This is a genomic window from Propioniciclava sp. LT432 (assembly GCF_059515965.1).
This window is the reverse complement of the sequence record NZ_JCAKNE010000012.1, coordinates 99,520-118,452: the sequence shown is the minus strand read 5'-3', so window position 1 is coordinate 118,452 and position 18,933 is coordinate 99,520. Positions and strand designations below refer to the sequence as shown.

The following is an 18,933-nucleotide window of genomic DNA, read 5'->3' as shown; positions in this document are numbered from 1 at the left end:
AGCGCGGCCCGCCTAGAACACTTCTCCGGTGACGGGGTCCATGAGTTCGCCGTTTGGCCTCCGAACCAAGCGGAGGGCCGGAGGCTTTGCCGTTCGAGCTGGATCGGGAGAGCCAAGGGCGGCGGTGTCGACACCGAATAGCTGCGCCCGGGCCTCAATCGCGGATCGGCCGACGCAGCGCGCGTGACGTCCCTCGGCGGGCCAGTGCGTGTGGTGTTCGTCGCAGCCGCTCTTGATGCGTGTCTTGAGGCGTTCGAGGAAGCCGGGGATGCCGTAGCGGTGCCATTCCTCGAGGGCGCTGCTGGTGGGGTCGAGGCCGGCGCGGCGGCGTTGGTCGGCGAGGACGGCGATTTCGTGGACGAGGTGGGGGTGTTGGGGCCAGCAGGCGGGGATCATGCCGGCGTTGTGGTCCCAGACGTATTCGTGGTTGAACCAGATCACAACCTCGTCGAGCCAGGTCCAGAGTTCGCGGCGCAGCGCTGGCTTGATGCAGGTGGGCGGGTCCCAGGGACGGGGCAACTTGTTGGGGTTGCCGATTCGCTTCTTGGTCTCCTCGTCGCCATTCACGGCGAGGTACAGGTCGTTGTAGGCCTTGCGGAGCTCATTGCTGCTCGGGGTGGGGAACGGCAGTACCAGCGGCCCGGTCACGGCTGATCCTTCCGGCTGGTGGAGAGCGCGGCGATAGCGCTGGCCTCGTGGGAGACGGTCTGGCCGCTCCGGGTTTGGAGCCGCTGCCGGACCTCGCGCTGCTGGGAGAGGAGCGCCTGGCCGGACTTCCCGTCGATGCAGCGGGTGAGTCTGGCGATGATGGGTTTGCTGTTCTCGGCGACGATGAGGGCGTGTTTCTCGGGGAGTTGGCGGACTTCTTCGGGTCGGAGGATGAGCATGTCGTCGCCGTGGGCGGAGCGTCCGCCGGTGTGTCCAAGTTGCCAGGTGGTGCGGGTGACGCGGGTGGTGCCGACGAGGTCGGAGACCTCTTTATTGAAGGCGACGTCTTTGGAGCCGCCGAACATGATCAGCATGTTGGTGAGCCCGAACAGTGCTCGGGCGTCGGTGTCGCCGAAGATCGAGGCAAGTTGCCGCCAGGTCTGGGCGGCGTAGATGAACGAGATACCCAGCGCCCGTTCGTTCGCCATCCGGGTGCGCAGGGTCGGCAGCGGTGCGGTGGACGGGAGTTCGTCGAGGCAGGCCAGCATGGGCGGGCACAGCCGCCCCCACTGGCTGGTGTTGGCGAGTTGGAGTGCGGTGTCGAGGATGTGTTCGGTGAGCGCGGTCATCAGCGGGGACGCCGAGGCGTAGGGGTCTTCGCGTCCGAGCAGATAGAACGTGCCGCGGGCTGCGATGACGGCGGCGATGTCGGTGGCGGGCCGGTTGGGTCCGGGGACGCAGCGAGCGCGGATGCCGGGTTGGAAGAACAGGCTCATGGCCTGCTGGACGGTGGTGATGGTGTTACCGGCGGTGCGGTCGTCGCCGGTGAGCGCACCGCGGAGGAGGCCGTGCCAGAAGTGCGCCGAGCCGGGATGGTTGAGCAGGATTTCGGCGGGTTCGTGGGTGGCGAGTGGGCGGGCGACCCATTCCAGGAGCCGGTCGAGGCTGTGGCCGGCGAGCGCGGCCGCGTGGAAGTAGCACTGGAGGACTTTGGCGGCTTCGGCGGCATAGAACCGGGCGGCGGCGTCGCCGGAGCCGCTGCTGGCGGTGGCCTTGATGGTGCCGGCGGTGAAGGCTTTGGCGCGGCGTTCGGCGACCAGCGGGTCGATGCAGCCGACGATCGGGTCCCAGACGAGTTCGGGTAGCCCGTCGGCTTGGGCGAACGGGTCGAGCACGACGGCGGCCCGGCCGTTGCTGCGGCGGGCGGTGTAGGAGAGGAGCAGGTCGTCGACTTTGGTGAGGGTGACCAGCGCGGCGCCGGGTGCGGCGAGCAGGGCTGGGGTGAGGAGGTCGAGTGTCTTCCCTGAGCCTTGGGGGCCGATCACGCCGGCGGTGCGGTCCCAGGGGCACCACAGTTCGCCGCCTCGGGGTTCGTGAGCTTTCCCGATCCGCCAACCGACCTGGCTAGGGTCGAAGCGCCGTTTCATCGCCTGGCTCCTCAGATCGCGATGCCGGGTGCCGGCGGTGGGACGTCTCGTGCTTCGGGGCGCCGGATGGGTGTCGGGGTGATGGTCTCCCACACGTCAGGTTGGCCCGGGCCCGTGTGGAGGGCTGCGCGGACGCGGGGGTCGGCGGCGGCGAGGACGTCCGCGCGGATCGCTTCCCAGGCAGTGGGTGGGACGACCTGGTCGATGAGTTGGCTGAGTAGCCGTACTTGGCCGGTGGGTTTCTCGTCGGGGTTCAGGTCCGTGGACCGGTCGAGGGCGACGACGGCGCTGGCACCGTCCCCGCTGATCCAGGCGGCCATGCCGGCCAGGTAGAGGGGCGCTTCGGCGCCGTAGCTGGGCACTTGGTTGACGACGTCGCGCCACAGAGCGAGGTGCTCGGGCGCGTTGTCGCGGGTGATGGAGAGCACGGCGAGGCTTTGCGCGGACGGGTTCTGGGCGAGGACGGCGAGCTTGATCGCGTCGTCGGTCGGGACGTGTGCCTGTGGCGGGTCGGTGACACCGGCGGGCGGATCCGGGAGGTTCCGGCTGAGCAGGTCGGCGGTGAGGGTGAGGATCGCCTCGGTGTCGCGAGGTCGGGGCAGGGTGTCGAGGACCGTGGCGACGCGCGCGGCGAGGTGGTCGCTGTCGGGGGCGCTGGCGAACGCGGCTTGGAGGTCGGCCCGGTTGGGTCGCAGTTTCAGTCCGTAGCCAGCGGCCTGGGTGGCGACCTGTCCGGTGGGGTTGATGGTGCCGGTTTCGCCGTCGGGGAGTTCCCAGGTGTCGGCGTCGATGAGCATGGTCTGCCGATCGGCCATTCCGGCGAGGTGGGCGTCAGCGCGGTGGAGCATGTTCCAGCCGGTGGTGTGGTCGTCGGTGTAGGCGACCAGGAAGGCGTCCGCGTCGGGGAACCGGTCCCAGATGCGGTCGAGGAGGTCTTCGACGACGCCGGGGTGCTGGATGTCGTCGAGGTCGACCCGGGCGGTGACTTCGACCTGTCCGTTGCGGGTGACGATGGCAACCAGGGACTCTTCGGGAGTGAACCCGACCAGGTAGGGGATGAGTTCGGCAACCTCGCCGGGGTGGTGCATCTGCAGGCGCGGAATGTCTTGTTCGGTCATCGTGGGGTCTCCTTCGCAACTCGGTCAGGACGGGGTGGGATGGTCAGATCCCGGGCCAGCGGCGGGACAGCCGCCAACCGAACCGTTTGAAACCGGGAGGCGGGGTGGATCGGCCGAACGGTCTCCCACACCTCCTCCCCCGGCAGGCTCGGAGGCACCGACGGATCATCGGTGGGGCGGGGTTCAGGGTGTGGGGTGGTAGCCATCGTGGCGTTCCTCCTTCGTGGCGGTTGTTGGGTTGAGGTCGGGTCTGATGATCGGTGCGACCCGTCGCAGGCGGCTGATTCCGAGGATCTGTTCGGCTTCGGCCGGGCTGGCCATGCCGTGCATCCGGCCGGGTCCCCAGCGGTGCAGGCCCCAGAGGGTGCCGGTGATGGTCGCGGCGAGCAGTACGAGTTGGACGGCGATGATCCAGCCGTAGACCGTGGCCGGGCCGGCGGCCGGGCCGTGCACGGCGATGCCGGCGGTCGGGTCGCCGGCAAGGACGCGGGGCAGGCTGGCGAACAGGGCCCGTCCGGTCGGCCAGGTCCAGCCGGCGCCGGCGAACCAGTTGGCGATCGCCCGTCCGAGGTGGACACCGAGGCAGGCCAGCAGCAGCCAGACGGTGAGGACACCGACGGGGATTTCCCAGGTGAACGGGGGTAGGGGTCGCGGCGCCGGTCGGCTTGGGCGATGCTCATCGCGAGTCACCTCCAGAGGCATAGAAGCTGACATGGACGTGGTTCTTGTGCGCGAGGGTGGGGTTGGAGTTGCCGTAGGGATGCCGGTAGGGCCGCCAACTGCCGCTTGCCGAGGGGTTCCACTTGCGGACGTCCCAGATGATGTACTTCACCCGCAACTGCTTGGCGTGGGCCTGGACCCAGTGCGCGACCCGCCACCCGTAGGCGTTGCCGTCGCGGGTGGACCATTTGGGGATCATGAAGTCGACCGCGAGACCGGTGCAGTGGTCGGAGAAGCTGCACGTCGACGACGAAGCCGACCGCCGCCCACCCATGGACGTGATCGCCGGGAAGGCCTGCTTCACGCAGCGCAGGCCACGCAGCGCCGTGGCCTGCAGGCCGTGTTCGGCCGCTGAGCCTGAGGGCGGGCAGGTGCCGTCGTAGCCGGGAAGGTCACCACCGAGCCCGTAGCAGTCGGACGGGTCGCCGGCGTCGACGACGGCGCCGGCCTTACCGGCGTAGCTCCACGCATAAAACAGCACGTCGTTGCGGTAGCTGATCGACCGGTTGTAGGCCCACAGGGCCCGAATCACCCCGGCCTGTCCGGTGCGGACGCCGGAGTGGACGAGGTATTTCGCGGCGGAGAACACCGAGTCTGCATCACTGTGGATGTCGCGGCGTCCGTCGTTGTCGCCGTCCACGCCGTAGGCGGCGAAGGTGCCGGGCATGAACTGCATCAGCCCTTGGGCGCCGGCGCTCGAGGTGTGGTTGTTGCGTCCGTGCCGGGTCTCGGCCATCCCGATCCCGGCCAGCAGCTCCCAAGGCACCCGGTAGCGGTTAGCCGCGGCGACGTACAGCGCCTTGATCGGGGTGGGGATCTGCTGGGCGGGGCTGGTCAGCGACTGGTATCGGGGCGTCCCCCATTTCGGCAGGCTGAACTGGCCGGTGGTGGAGCTGAGAGCTGTGGTGGTGTCGGTGTCGTAGGCGCTGCACGGGTCGAGCCGGACCTGTTCGGCGATGGCCGGGGCGACGACGACGGTGGCCATGGTGAGGATCCCGATCGGAACTGCGCCGAACAGGGCCAGGACCAGCGCCAGCGCTCCGAGTGCCCATTTCATGGCTGACCTGCTGATTCCAGGGCGGAGTTCGTCCAAACCAGGCGCCGTTCGACCGGTGCGAGGACGGTGAGGACTTTGAACAGCTGCTCTCCGACGATCCACAGGGCTCGTCCGGGGGCTTGGCGGCACCAGTCGGTGACGATGTCGACGGCGATGTCGGGCAGGCCGAGTAAGGCTTGGAGTTCTTCGGCGACGGCGGCGTCCTGGCCGTGGAGGATCTTGGTGTCGGCCAGGTGCAGCATGTCCTTGGCGATCGTGGCGGCTTGGGAGCCGGCGTCCCCGACGCTGACCAGGTCGGAGGGTTTGTGGGCCAGCGCGAACTGGATGTCGCCGTCGCGGCGCGACAGCCGCAGGTCGGCGTCGAAGCTCTTGACCGCGTCGACCCCGAGGCGGAGTTGTTTCCAGGATTCGTCGCGGACGACGATCCGCAGGTCGCCCGGGGCGGCGACTTCCCGCATTGCCCGTCCCCAGCTGTTGAGGCACAGCAGTGCCATGCCGACGGCTTCGTCGCCGAGGGCTTCCAGGCGCGACAGGGATAGGGACTGGATGGGTGCGGTCCAGTCGAGTGCGATGGTGGTGTGGCTGTCGAACAGGCCTTTGAGGCTGCCGCCGACCAGTTGGCCGAGTGCGTCGCGGAGTAGCCGGGTGGAGTCGAGGAAGTGGCGGGTGGAGGCGTAGCGGCAGGTGTCGACCAGTTCGGGCGGTGGTTCGTCGAGCAGGTGCCACAGTGCCGGGATGGTGGTTTCGGCCAGGCGGGTGTTGCCGGCGGCTTGGCCGGTGAGGAGCTTGAGGGCGGCGTCGACAGCGGCCTCCTCGGACGGGCCGAACGGCACCGGGGATTGGCCGATCTTCTGGGAGCCGACCAGGCCGCGGATCAGGGTGAGCCAGCGGGCGAACACGATCGCCGAGCGCCGCTGCACTTCGGCCGCGCCAAGTGCGTCCCAGCCCTGGCCGAGGGGGCCGAACTCGAGCGGGTTGATCCGGGCGGACAGCCCCTGGCCGATCGCGATCGGCTCCACCCCGAGGGTGCGGCACAGGTTTTCGTATTCGTCCTTGGGGTCGCCCAGGATGAGCGCCTTGTAGCCGAAGCCGAGCATGCGCAGCACGAACGCCTTCGCGGTCGCGGACTTGCCCATGCCGGGCTTGCCGAAGGTGAACATGTTCGGGTTGGAGACCGGGATGGACGGGTCGAGGACCCAGCCGTTGGGGTCGGCGTAGAAGCTGGCGCGGGAGAAGAAGTCGATGCCCATCTGCGCGCCGCGCGGCGGCAGGCCGGGGCTGGTCACGAATGGCCACAGCACGCCCGCTTGGTCGGAGGCCATCCGCCACACCGACACCGGCGCCTTCGCCGGACACCAGCCCCGCTCGGGTTGGCGGTGGCCGCGGCGGGGCACCGGCTGGAACAACCGGGCTTCCCGCACGGCCGGTTCGGCGGACGGGATGCGGGGCAGGTCGTGGCCGAAGTCGGCCAGCAGCCGGCCCACCCCGCGTCCGGCCGGTGCGGATGCTCGGCGGTTCACTGGTCGGCCTTCCGGTCCAGCCCGATTCCCAGGGGCAGGTTGGCGGCGGCGAACCCGGCGTCCTGGGCCAGGTCGAGGCGCAGCGGCGCGAAACCGGCCCGGCGGATGGCTGCGTCCAGGCGTCGGCCGAACTCGGCGATCCGCAGGGTGGCCGGCACGGTGACGCACGCGACGGCGTACGGCCGGACCAGTGCGTTGCCGGTGGCGAGTTTGGCGTCCAGGCCGCGGGTGCGGGCGAGGACGGTCTGGTCCTTGGCGCGGGTCTTCACCCCGGCCCGGTTCCGTAGGGTTTCGGCCATGTCGGCGGCCCACTCGGCGTTCTGGGTCTGCCGGTCGGCCACGGACTGGGCCAGGATCGGGAAAACGACCACCATCGAACGCCGCTCGCCGGGTTCGGTCGGCACTAGCACCGGCGCCAGCGCACCCAGCAGCGCACCCTTGGCGGGCAGCTTCAATGTCGCCGAAATCGAGTGCCAGGCGTCGTGGCTGTAGTGGCGCACGGCCAGGTCTGCGCCGGACGGGCCGGCCTGCGCCCACGGCGCCTCGGCGTTCACCGGCTGCCCGGCGTCGCGGGCGGCCAGCGCGTCGATGATCCCGGCCCGGTCGCCGGGCGCGAATCCGGTGCGGACGGCCACGGCCAGCTGCGGTGAGGTGAGCCAGGTCACGGTGCCGATCCGCATGCCGGTGCGCAGGTGGGCTTCGACTTCGGCCATCAGCATGGTCATCGCCCGGGCGCGGGCGTCGACGCCGCGTCCGAACTCTCTGGCCTCCCGGGCCAGCCGGTCTTCGGGGACGACGATCGTGCAGAACGCCTCGGTGCGCACCGACGCCTGGGACAAGGTCGCGGCGAGTTGCTCGTTGACCGCCTTGGCGAGGGTTGGGGCGGTGGCGGGTTGGTGCCGAGTGAGCCACTGGTCGCGTTCGGCGCCGTCCTCGGGGACCGAGCGGACCAGGAACAGCACTTCGGAGATCAGTTCGGTGCGGGCGCAGGCGTTCAGCAGCGTGGCCAGTCCGCGGCCCTGGGAGTCCCGCTCGGTGCTGTCGGCCAGCGCCAGCCCGGGGTGGACGATCGCGGCGGTGGCCGCCCACAGCCGGTTGGCGTGGTCCTGGATGATCGCGACCCGAACATTGGTCGGACCCTGGGGTGGGCCGTCGTGGACGCTGATGCCGGCAACCACGCCGGGCAGGTCAGGTTCGGCCAGGTCCTCGCCGCGCCCGGTTGCGGCTTTGGATCGCCACCGGGTCCAGCGCAGCACTGTCCCGGCCAGGTGCGCGGTGGAGGCGACCAGCCAGCCGGTCGCTGATCGTCCCCGGATCGGGACGGCCACCAGTCCCAGCACCATCAGCCAGGCGAGGACCAGTCCGGCCACTGCCGCCCACCGCTGAGAGTGGAACGCCCACAGTGCGGGGGCGGCAGCCACCACGAGGGTGATGAGTTGCCCGCCGCCCAGCCCGAAGAACAGGCCGTTGCGGTCCCGGGTGTAGTCGCCGTACACAGTTGCCACGATCGTTCTCCTTCTCCTACTAGAGGGCTGCGGCGGCGACTTCGGCCGTGCCCGCACCGGCACCGCCGCCCGCGGCACCGCCCGTCCCTGCCCGGGCGGCGAGCGCCTGATCCGAGGTGCCGGCGGCCGAGGCGTCTTCGGAGGGGGCGCCGCCGAGCGGTCCGGGGGTGGCCGGGTCTTCGCCGCCGCTCGGCGTGGGGTCGAGGTCGGGGGGTTGGTTGTCGGCTGCGTTGGCTTCGCGGTTGGCGCGGGCGGCCGGGTCGCCGGGGCCGCCTTGGTAGTCGGGCTGGTAGGTGTTGTGCCCGACGCCTTCCTGGTTGGTCAGGTCGGTGAACACCGACGTGCCGACCGAGCCGATCGTGGTGATCGCCCCGATGCCGGCGGCCAGCCCGGCCCCGACCGTCCCGAAGAACCCGGCACCCTGTTGGACGGCGCTGGTCACCCGGGTGGTGGTGGCCGCGTCCGCGGATGCCTCACCGGCCGACTGGGTGCCGGCTGATTGCGCCGCGGTGCCGTCGGCGCCGGCGGTCGGGTTGCCGCGTAGCAGGCCCTGGATTCCGCCCATCGCGGCCATCCCGGCGCGCATCGACGCACCGGACGCGGTTCCGGGGTCGACGAAGGCGAGCAGTTTGAACAAGGCGACCGGGCAGACCACCGAGATGCAGATCAGGATGATCCCGGGCAGCGCGGTTCCGATCGAGGCCTCCATCGTCCCGGCCTTCCCGGCTGCGGCGCCGGCGGCGAACTTCATGCCGACCCCGGTGACGATCACGACCAGAAGCGGGGTGAACGCGGCCACGTGGAACCAGCGAAACGCCTTCCAAAACCAGGCCCTGGTGCCCTCGTTCACCAGCCCCGCGGCGGTGATCGGGCCGGTCGCGACCAGCACCATCAAAGCGGCGTCGCGGGCCAGGATCACCAGCAGGTGCCCGATCGCCGCAATCCACATCAGCAGCCCCATCAGACCCAAGACGGTGGCCAGCCCGGCGTCGGTGATCTGCTTCACGTCGAACGACGTCCAGGGCTCCCACGAGTTCCACGAGGTGACGCCCATCACCTGCTCCATCACCGCTCGGGTCAGGCCGCCGGCGGCGGCGGTGATCGCGACGGTGTAGCCGATCCAGCCGCCGGTGACGACCAGGAACTGGCCCATCCCGATCCCGGCCCGGGCCAGCCCCTTGCCGTCGTGGCGGCCGGCTGCGATGCCGAGCTGGACCATGAACATGACGATCACCATCACCCCGGCCAGCCAGAACGTGACCTGGTACAGGTCATGCGCCGGCCCGTCCGCGGACAGGTCCGGGGTCAGCCAGGCGTCCATCCACGACAGCACCAGCCGCAGCACCCACAGCCCGGCGTTCCACACGCTCAGCCAGGCGGCGGTCCAGGCGTCGGTGACGATCTGGGCGGCGACCGAACCCAGCTGGTCGAACGGGTTCCACGGCATCAGCGGGCCTCCCCTTCGCTCCAACCCAGCCAGCCTGCGGCCACCGCAGCGTTCGAACCCGGCCACGCCGACGGCGCGGCGGCGGGTTCGGTGCCGGCGGCGATCTGCCAGCGTCCGTCGATCCACGCCATCCGCGAGCACAGCCCGTACCCCATCCGGGACTCGGTCTTGATCCAGGCCTGCACGTCCAACAGAACACAGACCACCGTCCAGTCCGGCCCGTCGGCGCCCTTGACCAACCCGGCGGCCGGGGCGGCCGAGACGACCGTGGTGAGGTCCTTCTCGTCGCCGCCTTGGCGTGCGGCGGCCAGGAACGAGGTCGCGTTCGCGGTGAGCGTCCACTGCGGGACGGTCGGCCCGCCGGGCTGGACCCAGGCGTCGTGGATCTCGCGGGTGCGGGGCAGACTCATCGACTCCAGCACCGTCTGGGCGATCGCGGCCCACTGGGCAAGAGCTCCCTCATCGGTGTGCGGGAAGCCGGACGGCACCCCGGCCGGACCGTCAAGAATTGCCGGCTGCGGCACCACGATCGACCCACCCACAGACGTGGCCGGATCCGGGTGGAACGCCGCCTGAGCATCGAGCGTCGGCATCGCGGCTGCGGCGATCTCGTCCCTGCTCGGCCGGGCATCAGTTGGCGCAGTCTGGCTCCGGGTCGCGGCAGGAGCCGGCTCTGGGGTCTCGGCGGTGGCCCGCCAGACCGCCAGGCCGCCGCCCACGAGCGTGACGACGACGGCGAGCCCAAGCCCGGCGAGCATCAGCAGGAGACGGGTGCGTCCCCACGGCGCGGACTCGTGCGCGGTCGGTAGGTTCTGGTTGCGATTGCGGAGCATGGTGGCTGGCCTAAATGCAACCGTTGCCGAGGATGCCGTCGACGATGCCCGGCGCCACGACGTAAGCGATCGCCGCAACGATGACCATGACGATCCCGACGATGCCCATCTTTGTGGCGTGCGGCATGTTCACGATCCGCCCGGCCACCAGCGCGGCGACCGAGATCACCAAGCCCAGGAAGAACACGATCCCGACACCCCACAGCACGTAACCCATCACGTCATCGGCGTACTTCTGAGCCCCAGGAGGCGCCTTCGGGCACACCTGGAGAGGAATCACCAACGGGACGACCGCCCCGACTACGTGCGAAACGACAGCGGTGAGGGTGCTCATGAGTTGCCTTCTTTCAGCAGGGTGAGGAGGGAGGAACAGCCCGCAAGGATCGGGGCCGGAAGCGGTTCGGGGGTGAGGCCTTCCACAGCCAAAGTCGGGTCATGCGGCAGACCAATCAGCCGGCCCTCGGCGCGCAGCGCTCGGCCGGCAGGGCCCAGTGCCTGCTCGACGTGCCGAGGCCATCGCCTTTCGACGCCCACCACCACCGCGCAAACCCGACCGGCGCCGAGAACCGCGGCGGCCGCCTCCAAGCGACGCAGCCCCGGCAGCGTCGGACGGGCCACGACCACAACGACAGCCACACTTCGGACCAGGTCACCGAGCCAGCCGTCATCGCAGACGAGGAGATCGACAGCCCAGCCGCAGTCCACGATGACAACCGGCAGACTTCCGTTCGACGGCGCAGGACAACCAGCGGGGCTGCTGATCCGGTCGCCGCGACGCTCGATCAACACCGACCCGCGCGAGCCCTGAACCCAGCCGTCCGCAGTTACCCCAAGCTCGGCCGAGGTCGCGGCGGCCAACCCGGACGCCGCCACGGTGCAGCACTCAATGACACGGGCATCCCCCGCAGCCGAAGCCAGACCGAGCGCAACCGTCGAAGCACCCGCACCACCATGACAGCCGACCACCACAACAGCCCGCTCCGCAGACGACAGCGTCCACGTCATCGCACCGTCGACAACCTGCCCACCGCGGTGACGGCCCGTCCGGAACTCCCCGCTCACCGCAGCCCGGTACGCACGGGTGAGTTCATCCACCGCGACGATGCCGTTCACGCGCTGACCTTCAGTACGGCGTGACGCCGAGCCACAGCCCGTCGAAGAGCCGATGCGTCCAGCGCGGCCAGTTCCCGCTTGGCCCGCTGAATCGCCTGCAACTGCACAGTGCCAGCAGCGAGCTGGTCGATCACGTCCTGCTCGCAGGCAATCTGGTCGAACAGCCGGGCGACGTCGTCACGTTCCTCGGTCATCGCGGATCACCGCCTTTCGGGTCACCCCTTAAGCCGGCAGAGGTGCCCGTTCCGGACAGCGAAGAACGCGCGAATCGACGAGCCTTGTCGCGGGTCCGCGCCGTCTTGACTGATCGGTCCGCGGAGTCGAGCAGCCAGAAGGGCGCCGGCGAGCGGGCTAGCAACAGACTCTGGGTGCGCCGCCGCGCAGGAGCTGATCACCCACCGGCTCGGAACTGCGGACGTCACATGTCGAGTTTGTTGCGCTCGGCGCTACAATATCGACATGAAGAGTGCCGCGAGCGTGGTGAGTGGGATCGCTGCCGGACAGTGGGGCCTGCTGACTACCGCCCAAGCTGAAGCGACCGGGGTGAACCGGTCGTCGCTGGCGCGCATGTGCGACCGGGGTGATCTGGAGCGGGTCGGGCAGGGTGTGTATGTGCTGGCCGGTGCCGACGATGAGCTCAGCGCGCTTCGTGCCGCGTGGCTCGCTCTGGCTCCGGCAGCCACACCTGAGGAACGCCTCGCGGAACTGCCCGGGGCTGCGGTGGTTTCGCACGCGTCCGCAGCAGGTCTGCACAAGCTCGGGGATCTCCCGCATGACATCGCAGAGTTCATCGTCGGCGAGTCGCGTCGAACAGTCAGAGACGGGATTCGCCTGTACCAGGCCCACCTTGACGCAGCCGACGTGACAATTGTCGAGGGGCTGCCGGTCACCACGATCGAACGCACCATCGTCGACCTGCTTCGCAGCCGCAGACATGGAGACCCCGACCACGTGGCCCGCATCGTTGGCGACGCGCTGGTTGAGGCCCGCCTCGATGTTGATCGGCTCGCCGAACTCCTCGAACCACTCGCGTCACGCTACAAACAACCCGACGGCGCAGCGTTCATGGCCTGGCTGGTAGAGCTTTCCGGGAACAGCCCGGCCGCGCTCGCGGCAAAGCTCAGCAACACTTCGCTCGGCCGAGAAGTGGTGGCGATGGCACTCGAGAATGCCCTTCCCGAGACGGCAAGTTCCGCGACTAAACAGCTGATCGTGGCCCTCGCCGACTGGTTCGCCGATCATCCCGGCCTTGAGAAGAACCTGGATGCGGCCTCTCGTGCCGCACTGACAACTCCCGATATCGCCAAAGCCACCGACGCGGTCCGCGGACTCTCCCCGGACGACCTGCGAGCGATCGAGAAGGCTCGCGGCGACCTGTCCAGCGCCGCCGTCCAGCGCAGCATCCGGGAGGCCAGGCGAGCCTGGGCGAAGGTTGATCCTGCGGTAGTCCAGGCCATCACAACAATCGGAGGGCAAGGATGAGCGACCCGCTGCGATACGCGACCGGTCGTGATCTGCTCGCTGCGGTGAAGGCGAGGGCCGCCGACCAGGCCCTCCGGAACCGGCAGCCGACCCAGCAGATCCTCAGGCAGTTCGTGTACGACCGGCTCCTCGCGCGCCTGTTCCACGACCCGAGCGCGCCCTGGGTGCTGAAAGGCGGCAACGCCCTGATGTCGCGCGAACCGGTCGCCGCTCGCGCTTCGCTCGATCTCGACCTCGCCGCACGCCATGCACAAGAGAACCTCGACTCACTGGTGCGCAGCTTCGAGGCCGCAGCCGGGCTGAACCTCGGCGACCACTTCCGATTCGTCATCACCAACCGCCGACCGCACCGGGGCGATACCCAGCCGAACGTTGCCGGCTACCAGCTCACACTCGCCGCATACTGCGGGATCAAGAAGCTCGACACGGTCAAGATCGACCTGGTCACTGGCACCCTGATCACCGGAACCCCCCAGCCGCTCACCCGGTCAAGTCTGGCGATCGACGGCCTCGATCCGGTCGTCGTGACGGTGTACCCGATCGCCGATCACATCGCCGACAAGGTCTGCGCCACCGCAGAAACCCACGGAGCCACCGGCCGATCCAGCACCCGCGTCCGCGACCTCGTCGACCTCGTCGTCATCGCCAACACCCAACCGGCAGACGCCGACGAACTCGCCCGCGCCATAGATCTCGAATGGGCCCATCGCGCGCTGCCTGGCGCCCCGGCCTTCAACCCACCCACCGCCTGGGCCCCGGGATATGCCGGGCTGGCCCGGGCCACTCAAGGCTGCGCGAACCACGCAACCTTCGAGTCTGCCGTTCATCTCGTCCGTGAAGAGCTCCTCGGCCCGATACTGGCCGGACCGATCAGCCGCCGGTCATGGAATCCCACTCAACTCCGATGGGGGTAGGCCCGCCAGTGCCAGCTACACCGGAAATCTGACGGTCCAGGACAAGGGGCGTCAATGGCAGGTGAACACGTGGACGGGTGGATCCACTGGTGCATTCTGGTCGCCGGGGGCAATCAGAACGGCGTCGTCGCCGTTCCAGGTCAGTTGATAGGTGCCCAGGCTGAACGGCTGGTAGCCGTCATCGGCGATGTAGTCCGACACCGGATGGGTGAGCACTGCACCCGCCGGAAGAACGTGGATCACCCCGCTGCCCAGGAGCAGGAAGCTGCGCTCGTCGACGACCACTCGGCAGCCACTGGCACTGGCTTGTTCGAGGATGAGGTAGCGGGAAACGATGTCGGCAATACTTGCGTTCCCGACGCTGGCGACTGCGGCAATCACCAAGGCGGTGCAGCCCAGCCGGCGAAGGACTCGAATGCTGCGCCGCAGCGGCGGTAAGGCTGCGGGTCTGAGCATCAAGTGCGCGAGACCAAGCAGCCCGGCGACCCCCAGCAGGACGCCGCCGACCCCCGGCGGGCGGACAACCACACCGGCGAGGACGACCAGATGATCGCTCGACCAGGGAAGCAGACCGGACACACCGGCCACGACCACCGCGGCCAAGGCCAACCAGCCGACCACCCTGGACCGCGTCATGTACCGCCTCCCGCCAGCGTCCTCATCAGCCAGGCTAAGCTCACCGGCCAACACGATCCCCGGCCTGACCGAGCCGTGCCCTCAACATCCACCGCACCCGCATCAGGCAGAACAGGATGGGTTGGCCGACATGAGTGTGGTCGGCCCTTGGCCCGGGGGTCTGCGTGCTGATCAGCCTGCGAGCGCCATTGGGAGCAGCGTGACCACGATGGTTGTGTCTGCAACCAGGTGCGCCAGGTAGGTGGCGAGCATCCCGCCAGTTCGGTGGCGCAGATAGGCGAGGATGAGTCCCCAGCATCCGGCCATGACGACACCCACGATGCCGTTGGGGACTCCGTTGAAGTGGGCGATGCCGAACGCGAGGGCAGCCAGCGGGATCGCGGCTCGGCCGAGGTTGCCGATGGTTGCGGTGTACAGGACGCCGAAGAAGATCATGTCTTCGACGACGCCGTTGATGATGAGAAACCCGAGCCCGCCCAGTGCGGCCACCCCGACCGGAACAGAGCGGGCCGCCTGGATGTAGTCGGCGGGCAGGGTGCCGTTGAACACGTGCTGCCACACGAGCAGCCCGGCGATGCTGACGACGCCAGTCACGCCGCACAACAGCCATGCAGCAACATCCAGCCGCCCCACACGGAACCAACCACGCCATCCCGGGAGCCGCTTCCATCGCCAGGCAAGCGATGCTGTCAGAGCCAGGGCGAGTCCGGGCCCGATCGGCCAGGCACCCGCGACCGGGATCAGGCCCATAACCCACACGAGACCGGTGAGGACGGCCGCGTCGAGCAGTCGTGGATCGGACCAACGGTGCGCCAGCCAGGCGGTGAGCCCGGCGAGTCCGATCGCGAGCATGTACCCCACCGGCTGCCGTCCGGCAATGGGCTGAAGGGCACCCAAGGCGAGGATCGCGACGGCCGCGGCACCTTGCGTCCAGCGGCACCCCCATCCAGACTGCTCCGTACTCTCGGGCATGACCCCATCCAACCACCGACTGGTTGCGCCACAGTTCGGCCGATTCGCGAGAATCAGGATGAATGGCGATGCGCTTAGCTGGCCTGAACGGCTCGTTCCAGCCAGCGGTGGGTGCGCAGGATCGCGTCGTTGCGTTCGGATAGGTCGACTGGTTCCCCGGATGCGTCGCGCCATCTGACGACGTTTCGGGCGATGTCGGCGGCCCTGGAGTGGTCCCCGCTCTTCGCGGCGACCGCGGCCAGGTCGAGTTGTGGGGTGGCCTCGGCGGGGGCGGTCAGCACCGCGAGTTCTGCTGCTGCGCGGGCTTGTTGGAGGTTGCCTGCGGCCAGGGCGATGGTGGAGACCAGATGGGCGACGTCGACGATGCTGCACAGCAGGTATTGGTCGTGTCGGTTCTCGGCGAGCCAGGAGCCTCCGCGGGCCCGTAGCCCGTCGTAGGGGGCGCCGTTCACGAGTCGGAGCGCGGTGCGCACGTCGTCGATGCCGTCAGGTCCGCGGGCTTCGCCTCGCAGTCGGAGGCGTTTGAACAGGTCAGCGTCGCAGAGCAGGTCTTCGATGAGGTAGAGCCCGACACCGCGTTCGATGGCGATCGGGGTTTCGGTGGCTCCGGGCAGGAACTTTCTGCCGGTGTGCGGGTTGTCGCCGAGCCAGGCGCGAACGATGGACATGTCTTGGCGGACGCGTCCGTCGCTGATGCCGAGGGCGTCGGCGACCTCTGGGGTGGTGGCCCCGCGTGGCCGGGTGGACAGGAATGCCACGGCTTCAGTGCAGGACGGCATGCGGCTGGCGGCCTTTATGGGTTCACCGGTGGTGCCGACGCGGACTTTGATCGGGCCGAGCACTTGGAGCCGTGGCCGGACGCACGTGGTGGCCCACCAGTCGGCGAGGTCGGCGTCGAGGGTGGGGTCGGCGGCCTCGATGCGTTCGGTGACGGCGATCGGGACCTTGGGGCTGAGGTCGGCGAGGTCTTGGGCGGTGTTGGCGGTCTCGGCCAGGTAGGTGGGGTCGGGCTCCGGCAGGACAGAGGTCGCCTCGGTCGGTTCGCTGTCTCGGGGGACGGTGAGTTCGGCACGGACGGCGCCGGCTTCGTTGCAGAACTCCTCCCAGTCGCCGTGCTCGGGTTCGTCGGCGGCGGGCATCTGGGTGTCGTCGAGGTTCACGCCGGCGGTGATCAGGGAGACGCAGCCGCGGGCTTCGTCCTCGGTGAGGCCGTTGGCGACCAGGTTCAGGTCGAGGGCCGGCACCTGGACGCGGCCGGTGTTGGTGAGCCGGATCTCCATCCCGGTAGGGGGCTGGTCGGGGCCGACGAGAAGCACGGCGGTTGCGGTGCGCCCTTTCTGGTCGGTGACCAGGCGGGTGAGGACGTTGAGGTGTTCGGCGTGGGTGGTGGCGCTGATCAGTAGTCGGCTGTCCCACAGGTCGTCGTCAGCGAACGTGACTCGGGCTGTTTCGAGGGTGGCGGGTTGGACGTTGGTGAGTCGGTCGGTGGTGGCGACGGCGGCGGCGACCCGGTCGGTGATGATGTCGGGTTGGGTGTGGAAGTGGATGCGGTCTGGTGCGAGGCCGGGTAGGTCGGCGCAGATCGCGAGGCAGTCGATGTCGACGTCACGTGCCCAGGGTGAGACGGCGAGTTCGGTGATGAGGTAGCGGGCCAGGTCGGCGCAGAACACGGGGTCTCCGGTGAGGCTGGCGACGCCGACGGCTTCGAGGTTGATCAGTCGCCAGCCGGCAGTGTCTTGGCCGAGGGTGACGAGTTGGGGCCAGGGTGGGGCGCCGTCTTGTTCGAGTGGCCCGACCTGTTCGAGGTCGGCGTCGGCCTGGAGTCGCCAGATCTGGCGGGCGTCCCCGTCGAGGCAGTTCCAGACTTTCGGCAGGTCGGCGGGTCCGGCGAGGCGGAGGGTGAGGTGGTCGGGGTGGGCGTCGACGCCGACCAGGACGGGAACGGGTTGCCCGGTTGTGGTGAGTGCGCTGGTGGTGCGGCGCAGCACCTCGTCGATGAACAGCACGATGGCACCGGTGGGTGAGCCTTCCCGGATCAGGGTCTTCTCCACCGCGATGGTCTCCGGCGGTGGGACGGCGATCATCCGGCCCGGTCGCCGACGGTGGAACTGCGCAGCGTGGCGGCGGGTGAGGGCCAGCAGCAGTCCGCCAGCCAGGAGCGCCCCGGCACCGGCCAGGCCGCTCAGCACCCAGGCGGGAGTCTCGCTGGCCGTCGGTTCGGCGTCGGTCGACGGCTCGGCGACCGGAGGCTCAGCCTGCGCTGTGACGGGTGCGGTCTGAGTTCCCGTCTGGCTGGCTGCCGGTGCGGATGCGGGACGGGAGGCGTCGCTCACCGGTTGGGTCGACGTGTCCTGGGCTCGTGCCGTAGCACTCGGCGACGGAGTGGTCGCCGCTGAGGTGTCGGTGGTCTTGGTCTGCTGTTCCGTGGCCGGTTTGGTGCGTTTGGTGGTGTCGGCGGGGATGGTGATCTTCCAGCCGATGTCGATCTCGTCGGGGTCGGTGAGGTGCCTGCCGCCGGGTTGGACGGTGTGGGTTGATGCCTTGAACAGCTTGGGGTAGTTCGCGGCCCGGCCGGTGTGTTCGAGGGCGATTTCGGAGAGGGTGTCGCCTTTCTTGACGGTGTAGGTGCGTGACTTGTCCGTGCCCGGATGCGTCTCGGATGGCTGTGCATGTCCGGGTATTGCGTGGGAGGGGACGGGCTGTGCCGCGCCGCCTGCGGCGAGGGCGATGTCTGCGGTGGAGAGTTCGTCGGCGGTCAGGCTGCCGGTTGCGATGAACAGGACCGCCGCGGTGGCGACGAGCCTGCGGGCCATCAGTTGCGGCATTGCGAGTCCTGGCAGGCGTGGGACGGGGGTCTGCCGGACGAGCCCGGCTAGTTCGAGGAGGATTGCTGCGGTGAGGACGGCCCACGCGGCCCAGCCGACCAGTTTGAACAGGGTGAGTGCGATGGTGCCGTTGTCGGGGGTGGTGAGTGCCTGCCAGATGCCGTCGGGTGTCCAGGTGATGCTGAGCGTTCCGATGGGTGCGGCGGCGATCAGCAGTGAGGGCATGCCGATGACGATCGCGGCGAGTCCGATCAGGGCGAGCAGTCCGCGCAGTTTGGTCAGCATCAGCGTTCCTTCCCTTCGAGTGCTTTCACGACGCGGACGCGGGCGCTGGCGCTCACCTGCTGGGTGCCGACTCCGAACGCCGACAGAAACACCGGCTCGTAGTCGGCGGTGACGTCCACTACCAGGTCGGTGCCTGATTCGATGCGGGCGGTCGCGGTCATGCCGGATGCTTTGGCGTAGTTGATGGCGGCCGCTTTGGCGCGGGCGGCGGCGACTTCGACGTCGCCGCCGCTGCTGGTGTACACATCGGCGTCGAGTTGCTGGCCAGCGGCACGGGCTGCCTGTGCGGCGACGTCACCGGCGAGGCGCATCGTGTTGACCTTGCCGGACAGGTCCACGGCCAGGCCGATGATGAGGGTGAGAGCGGTCGCGAGCAGGACCGTCCAGACGGTGACGGCTGCGCCGCGTTCGTCGCGGAGTCGGCTGCGCAC

Annotated in this window: 18 protein-coding genes; 2 read left to right on the top strand and 16 right to left on the bottom strand. The window is 69.2% G+C overall.

Annotation, left to right across the window (positions count from 1 at the left end; all coding sequences use genetic code 11):
* Positions 1-12: 12 nt before the first annotated feature.
* The 12 genes from AC5YDV_RS08530 to AC5YDV_RS08475 all read right to left on the bottom strand — a co-directional run bounded on the left by AC5YDV_RS08530 (position 13) and on the right by AC5YDV_RS08475 (position 11,582).
* The gene (locus AC5YDV_RS08530; protein ID WP_496182788.1) at positions 13-648 is read right to left on the bottom strand and encodes a hypothetical protein; all 636 of its coding nucleotides are present in this window, start codon (positions 646-648) and stop codon (positions 13-15) included.
* On the bottom strand, positions 645-2,075 hold the full coding sequence (locus tag AC5YDV_RS08525) for a type IV secretory system conjugative DNA transfer family protein (protein ID WP_496182787.1): 1,431 nt from the start codon (positions 2,073-2,075) through the stop codon (positions 645-647). Before AC5YDV_RS08525 ends, AC5YDV_RS08530 begins: the two co-directional genes overlap by 4 nt.
* Positions 2,076-2,086: 11 nt before the next feature.
* Positions 2,087-3,193, bottom strand: a complete 1,107-nt coding sequence (locus tag AC5YDV_RS08520) for a DUF4192 domain-containing protein (RefSeq protein ID WP_496182786.1) — start codon at positions 3,191-3,193, stop codon at positions 2,087-2,089.
* Between the two features lie 183 nt (positions 3,194-3,376).
* Positions 3,377-3,883, bottom strand: coding sequence for a hypothetical protein (locus AC5YDV_RS08515; protein WP_496182785.1), 507 nt, complete (start codon positions 3,881-3,883; stop codon positions 3,377-3,379).
* Positions 3,870-4,970, bottom strand: coding sequence for a lytic transglycosylase domain-containing protein (locus tag AC5YDV_RS08510; RefSeq protein WP_496182784.1), 1,101 nt, complete (start codon positions 4,968-4,970; stop codon positions 3,870-3,872). The genes AC5YDV_RS08515 and AC5YDV_RS08510 overlap by 14 nt, the downstream gene beginning before the upstream one ends.
* Positions 4,967-6,490 carry a putative type IV secretion/conjugal transfer ATPase gene (locus tag AC5YDV_RS08505; RefSeq protein WP_496182783.1) on the bottom strand — a complete coding sequence of 508 codons (1,524 nt, stop codon included), beginning with the start codon at positions 6,488-6,490 and terminating at the stop codon, positions 4,967-4,969. The genes AC5YDV_RS08510 and AC5YDV_RS08505 overlap by 4 nt, the downstream gene beginning before the upstream one ends.
* Entirely contained in the window at positions 6,487-7,995 is a 1,509-nt protein-coding gene (locus AC5YDV_RS08500; protein WP_496182782.1) for an SCO6880 family protein, read from the bottom strand. Before AC5YDV_RS08500 ends, AC5YDV_RS08505 begins: the two co-directional genes overlap by 4 nt.
* A 19-nt stretch (positions 7,996-8,014) precedes the next feature.
* Positions 8,015-9,442 carry a TrbL/VirB6 family protein gene (locus tag AC5YDV_RS08495; protein WP_496182781.1) on the bottom strand — a complete coding sequence of 476 codons (1,428 nt, stop codon included), beginning with the start codon at positions 9,440-9,442 and terminating at the stop codon, positions 8,015-8,017.
* Positions 9,442-10,275 (bottom strand): hypothetical protein, encoded by an 834-nt coding sequence (locus tag AC5YDV_RS08490; protein ID WP_496182780.1) that lies wholly within the window; start codon positions 10,273-10,275, stop codon positions 9,442-9,444. The genes AC5YDV_RS08495 and AC5YDV_RS08490 overlap by 1 nt, the downstream gene beginning before the upstream one ends.
* Before the next feature lie 10 nt (positions 10,276-10,285).
* A complete protein-coding gene (locus tag AC5YDV_RS08485; RefSeq protein ID WP_496182779.1) occupies positions 10,286-10,609 on the bottom strand; it encodes a hypothetical protein in 324 nt (107 codons plus the stop codon).
* Positions 10,606-11,388, bottom strand: a complete 783-nt coding sequence (locus AC5YDV_RS08480; RefSeq protein ID WP_496182778.1) for a hypothetical protein — start codon at positions 11,386-11,388, stop codon at positions 10,606-10,608. Before AC5YDV_RS08480 ends, AC5YDV_RS08485 begins: the two co-directional genes overlap by 4 nt.
* Entirely contained in the window at positions 11,385-11,582 is a 198-nt protein-coding gene (locus AC5YDV_RS08475; RefSeq protein WP_496182777.1) for a hypothetical protein, read from the bottom strand. The genes AC5YDV_RS08480 and AC5YDV_RS08475 overlap by 4 nt, the downstream gene beginning before the upstream one ends.
* 265 nt (positions 11,583-11,847) lie before the next feature.
* Here AC5YDV_RS08475 and AC5YDV_RS08470 point away from each other — a divergent pair, with 265 nt between their 5' ends.
* On the top strand, positions 11,848-12,870 hold the full coding sequence (locus tag AC5YDV_RS08470) for a type IV toxin-antitoxin system AbiEi family antitoxin domain-containing protein (RefSeq protein WP_496182776.1): 1,023 nt from the start codon (positions 11,848-11,850) through the stop codon (positions 12,868-12,870).
* Positions 12,867-13,784 (top strand): nucleotidyl transferase AbiEii/AbiGii toxin family protein, encoded by a 918-nt coding sequence (locus tag AC5YDV_RS08465; RefSeq protein WP_496182775.1) that lies wholly within the window; start codon positions 12,867-12,869, stop codon positions 13,782-13,784. Before AC5YDV_RS08470 ends, AC5YDV_RS08465 begins: the two co-directional genes overlap by 4 nt.
* Positions 13,785-13,835: 51 nt before the next feature.
* Here AC5YDV_RS08465 and AC5YDV_RS08460 read toward each other — a convergent pair whose 3' ends face one another.
* From AC5YDV_RS08460 to AC5YDV_RS08445, 4 genes are all read right to left on the bottom strand, one after another.
* Positions 13,836-14,405: a hypothetical protein gene (locus AC5YDV_RS08460; RefSeq protein WP_496192468.1), complete on the bottom strand. Its 570-nt coding sequence runs from the start codon at positions 14,403-14,405 to the stop codon at positions 13,836-13,838.
* 186 nt (positions 14,406-14,591) lie between these two features.
* Positions 14,592-15,392 carry a CPBP family intramembrane glutamic endopeptidase gene (locus AC5YDV_RS08455; RefSeq protein WP_496182773.1) on the bottom strand — a complete coding sequence of 267 codons (801 nt, stop codon included), beginning with the start codon at positions 15,390-15,392 and terminating at the stop codon, positions 14,592-14,594.
* Positions 15,393-15,466: 74 nt separating this feature from the next.
* Positions 15,467-18,502, bottom strand: coding sequence for a LysM peptidoglycan-binding domain-containing protein (locus tag AC5YDV_RS08450; RefSeq protein WP_496182772.1), 3,036 nt, complete (start codon positions 18,500-18,502; stop codon positions 15,467-15,469).
* A complete protein-coding gene (locus AC5YDV_RS08445) occupies positions 18,502-18,933 on the bottom strand; it encodes a pilus assembly protein (RefSeq protein WP_496182771.1) in 432 nt (143 codons plus the stop codon). The genes AC5YDV_RS08450 and AC5YDV_RS08445 overlap by 1 nt, the downstream gene beginning before the upstream one ends.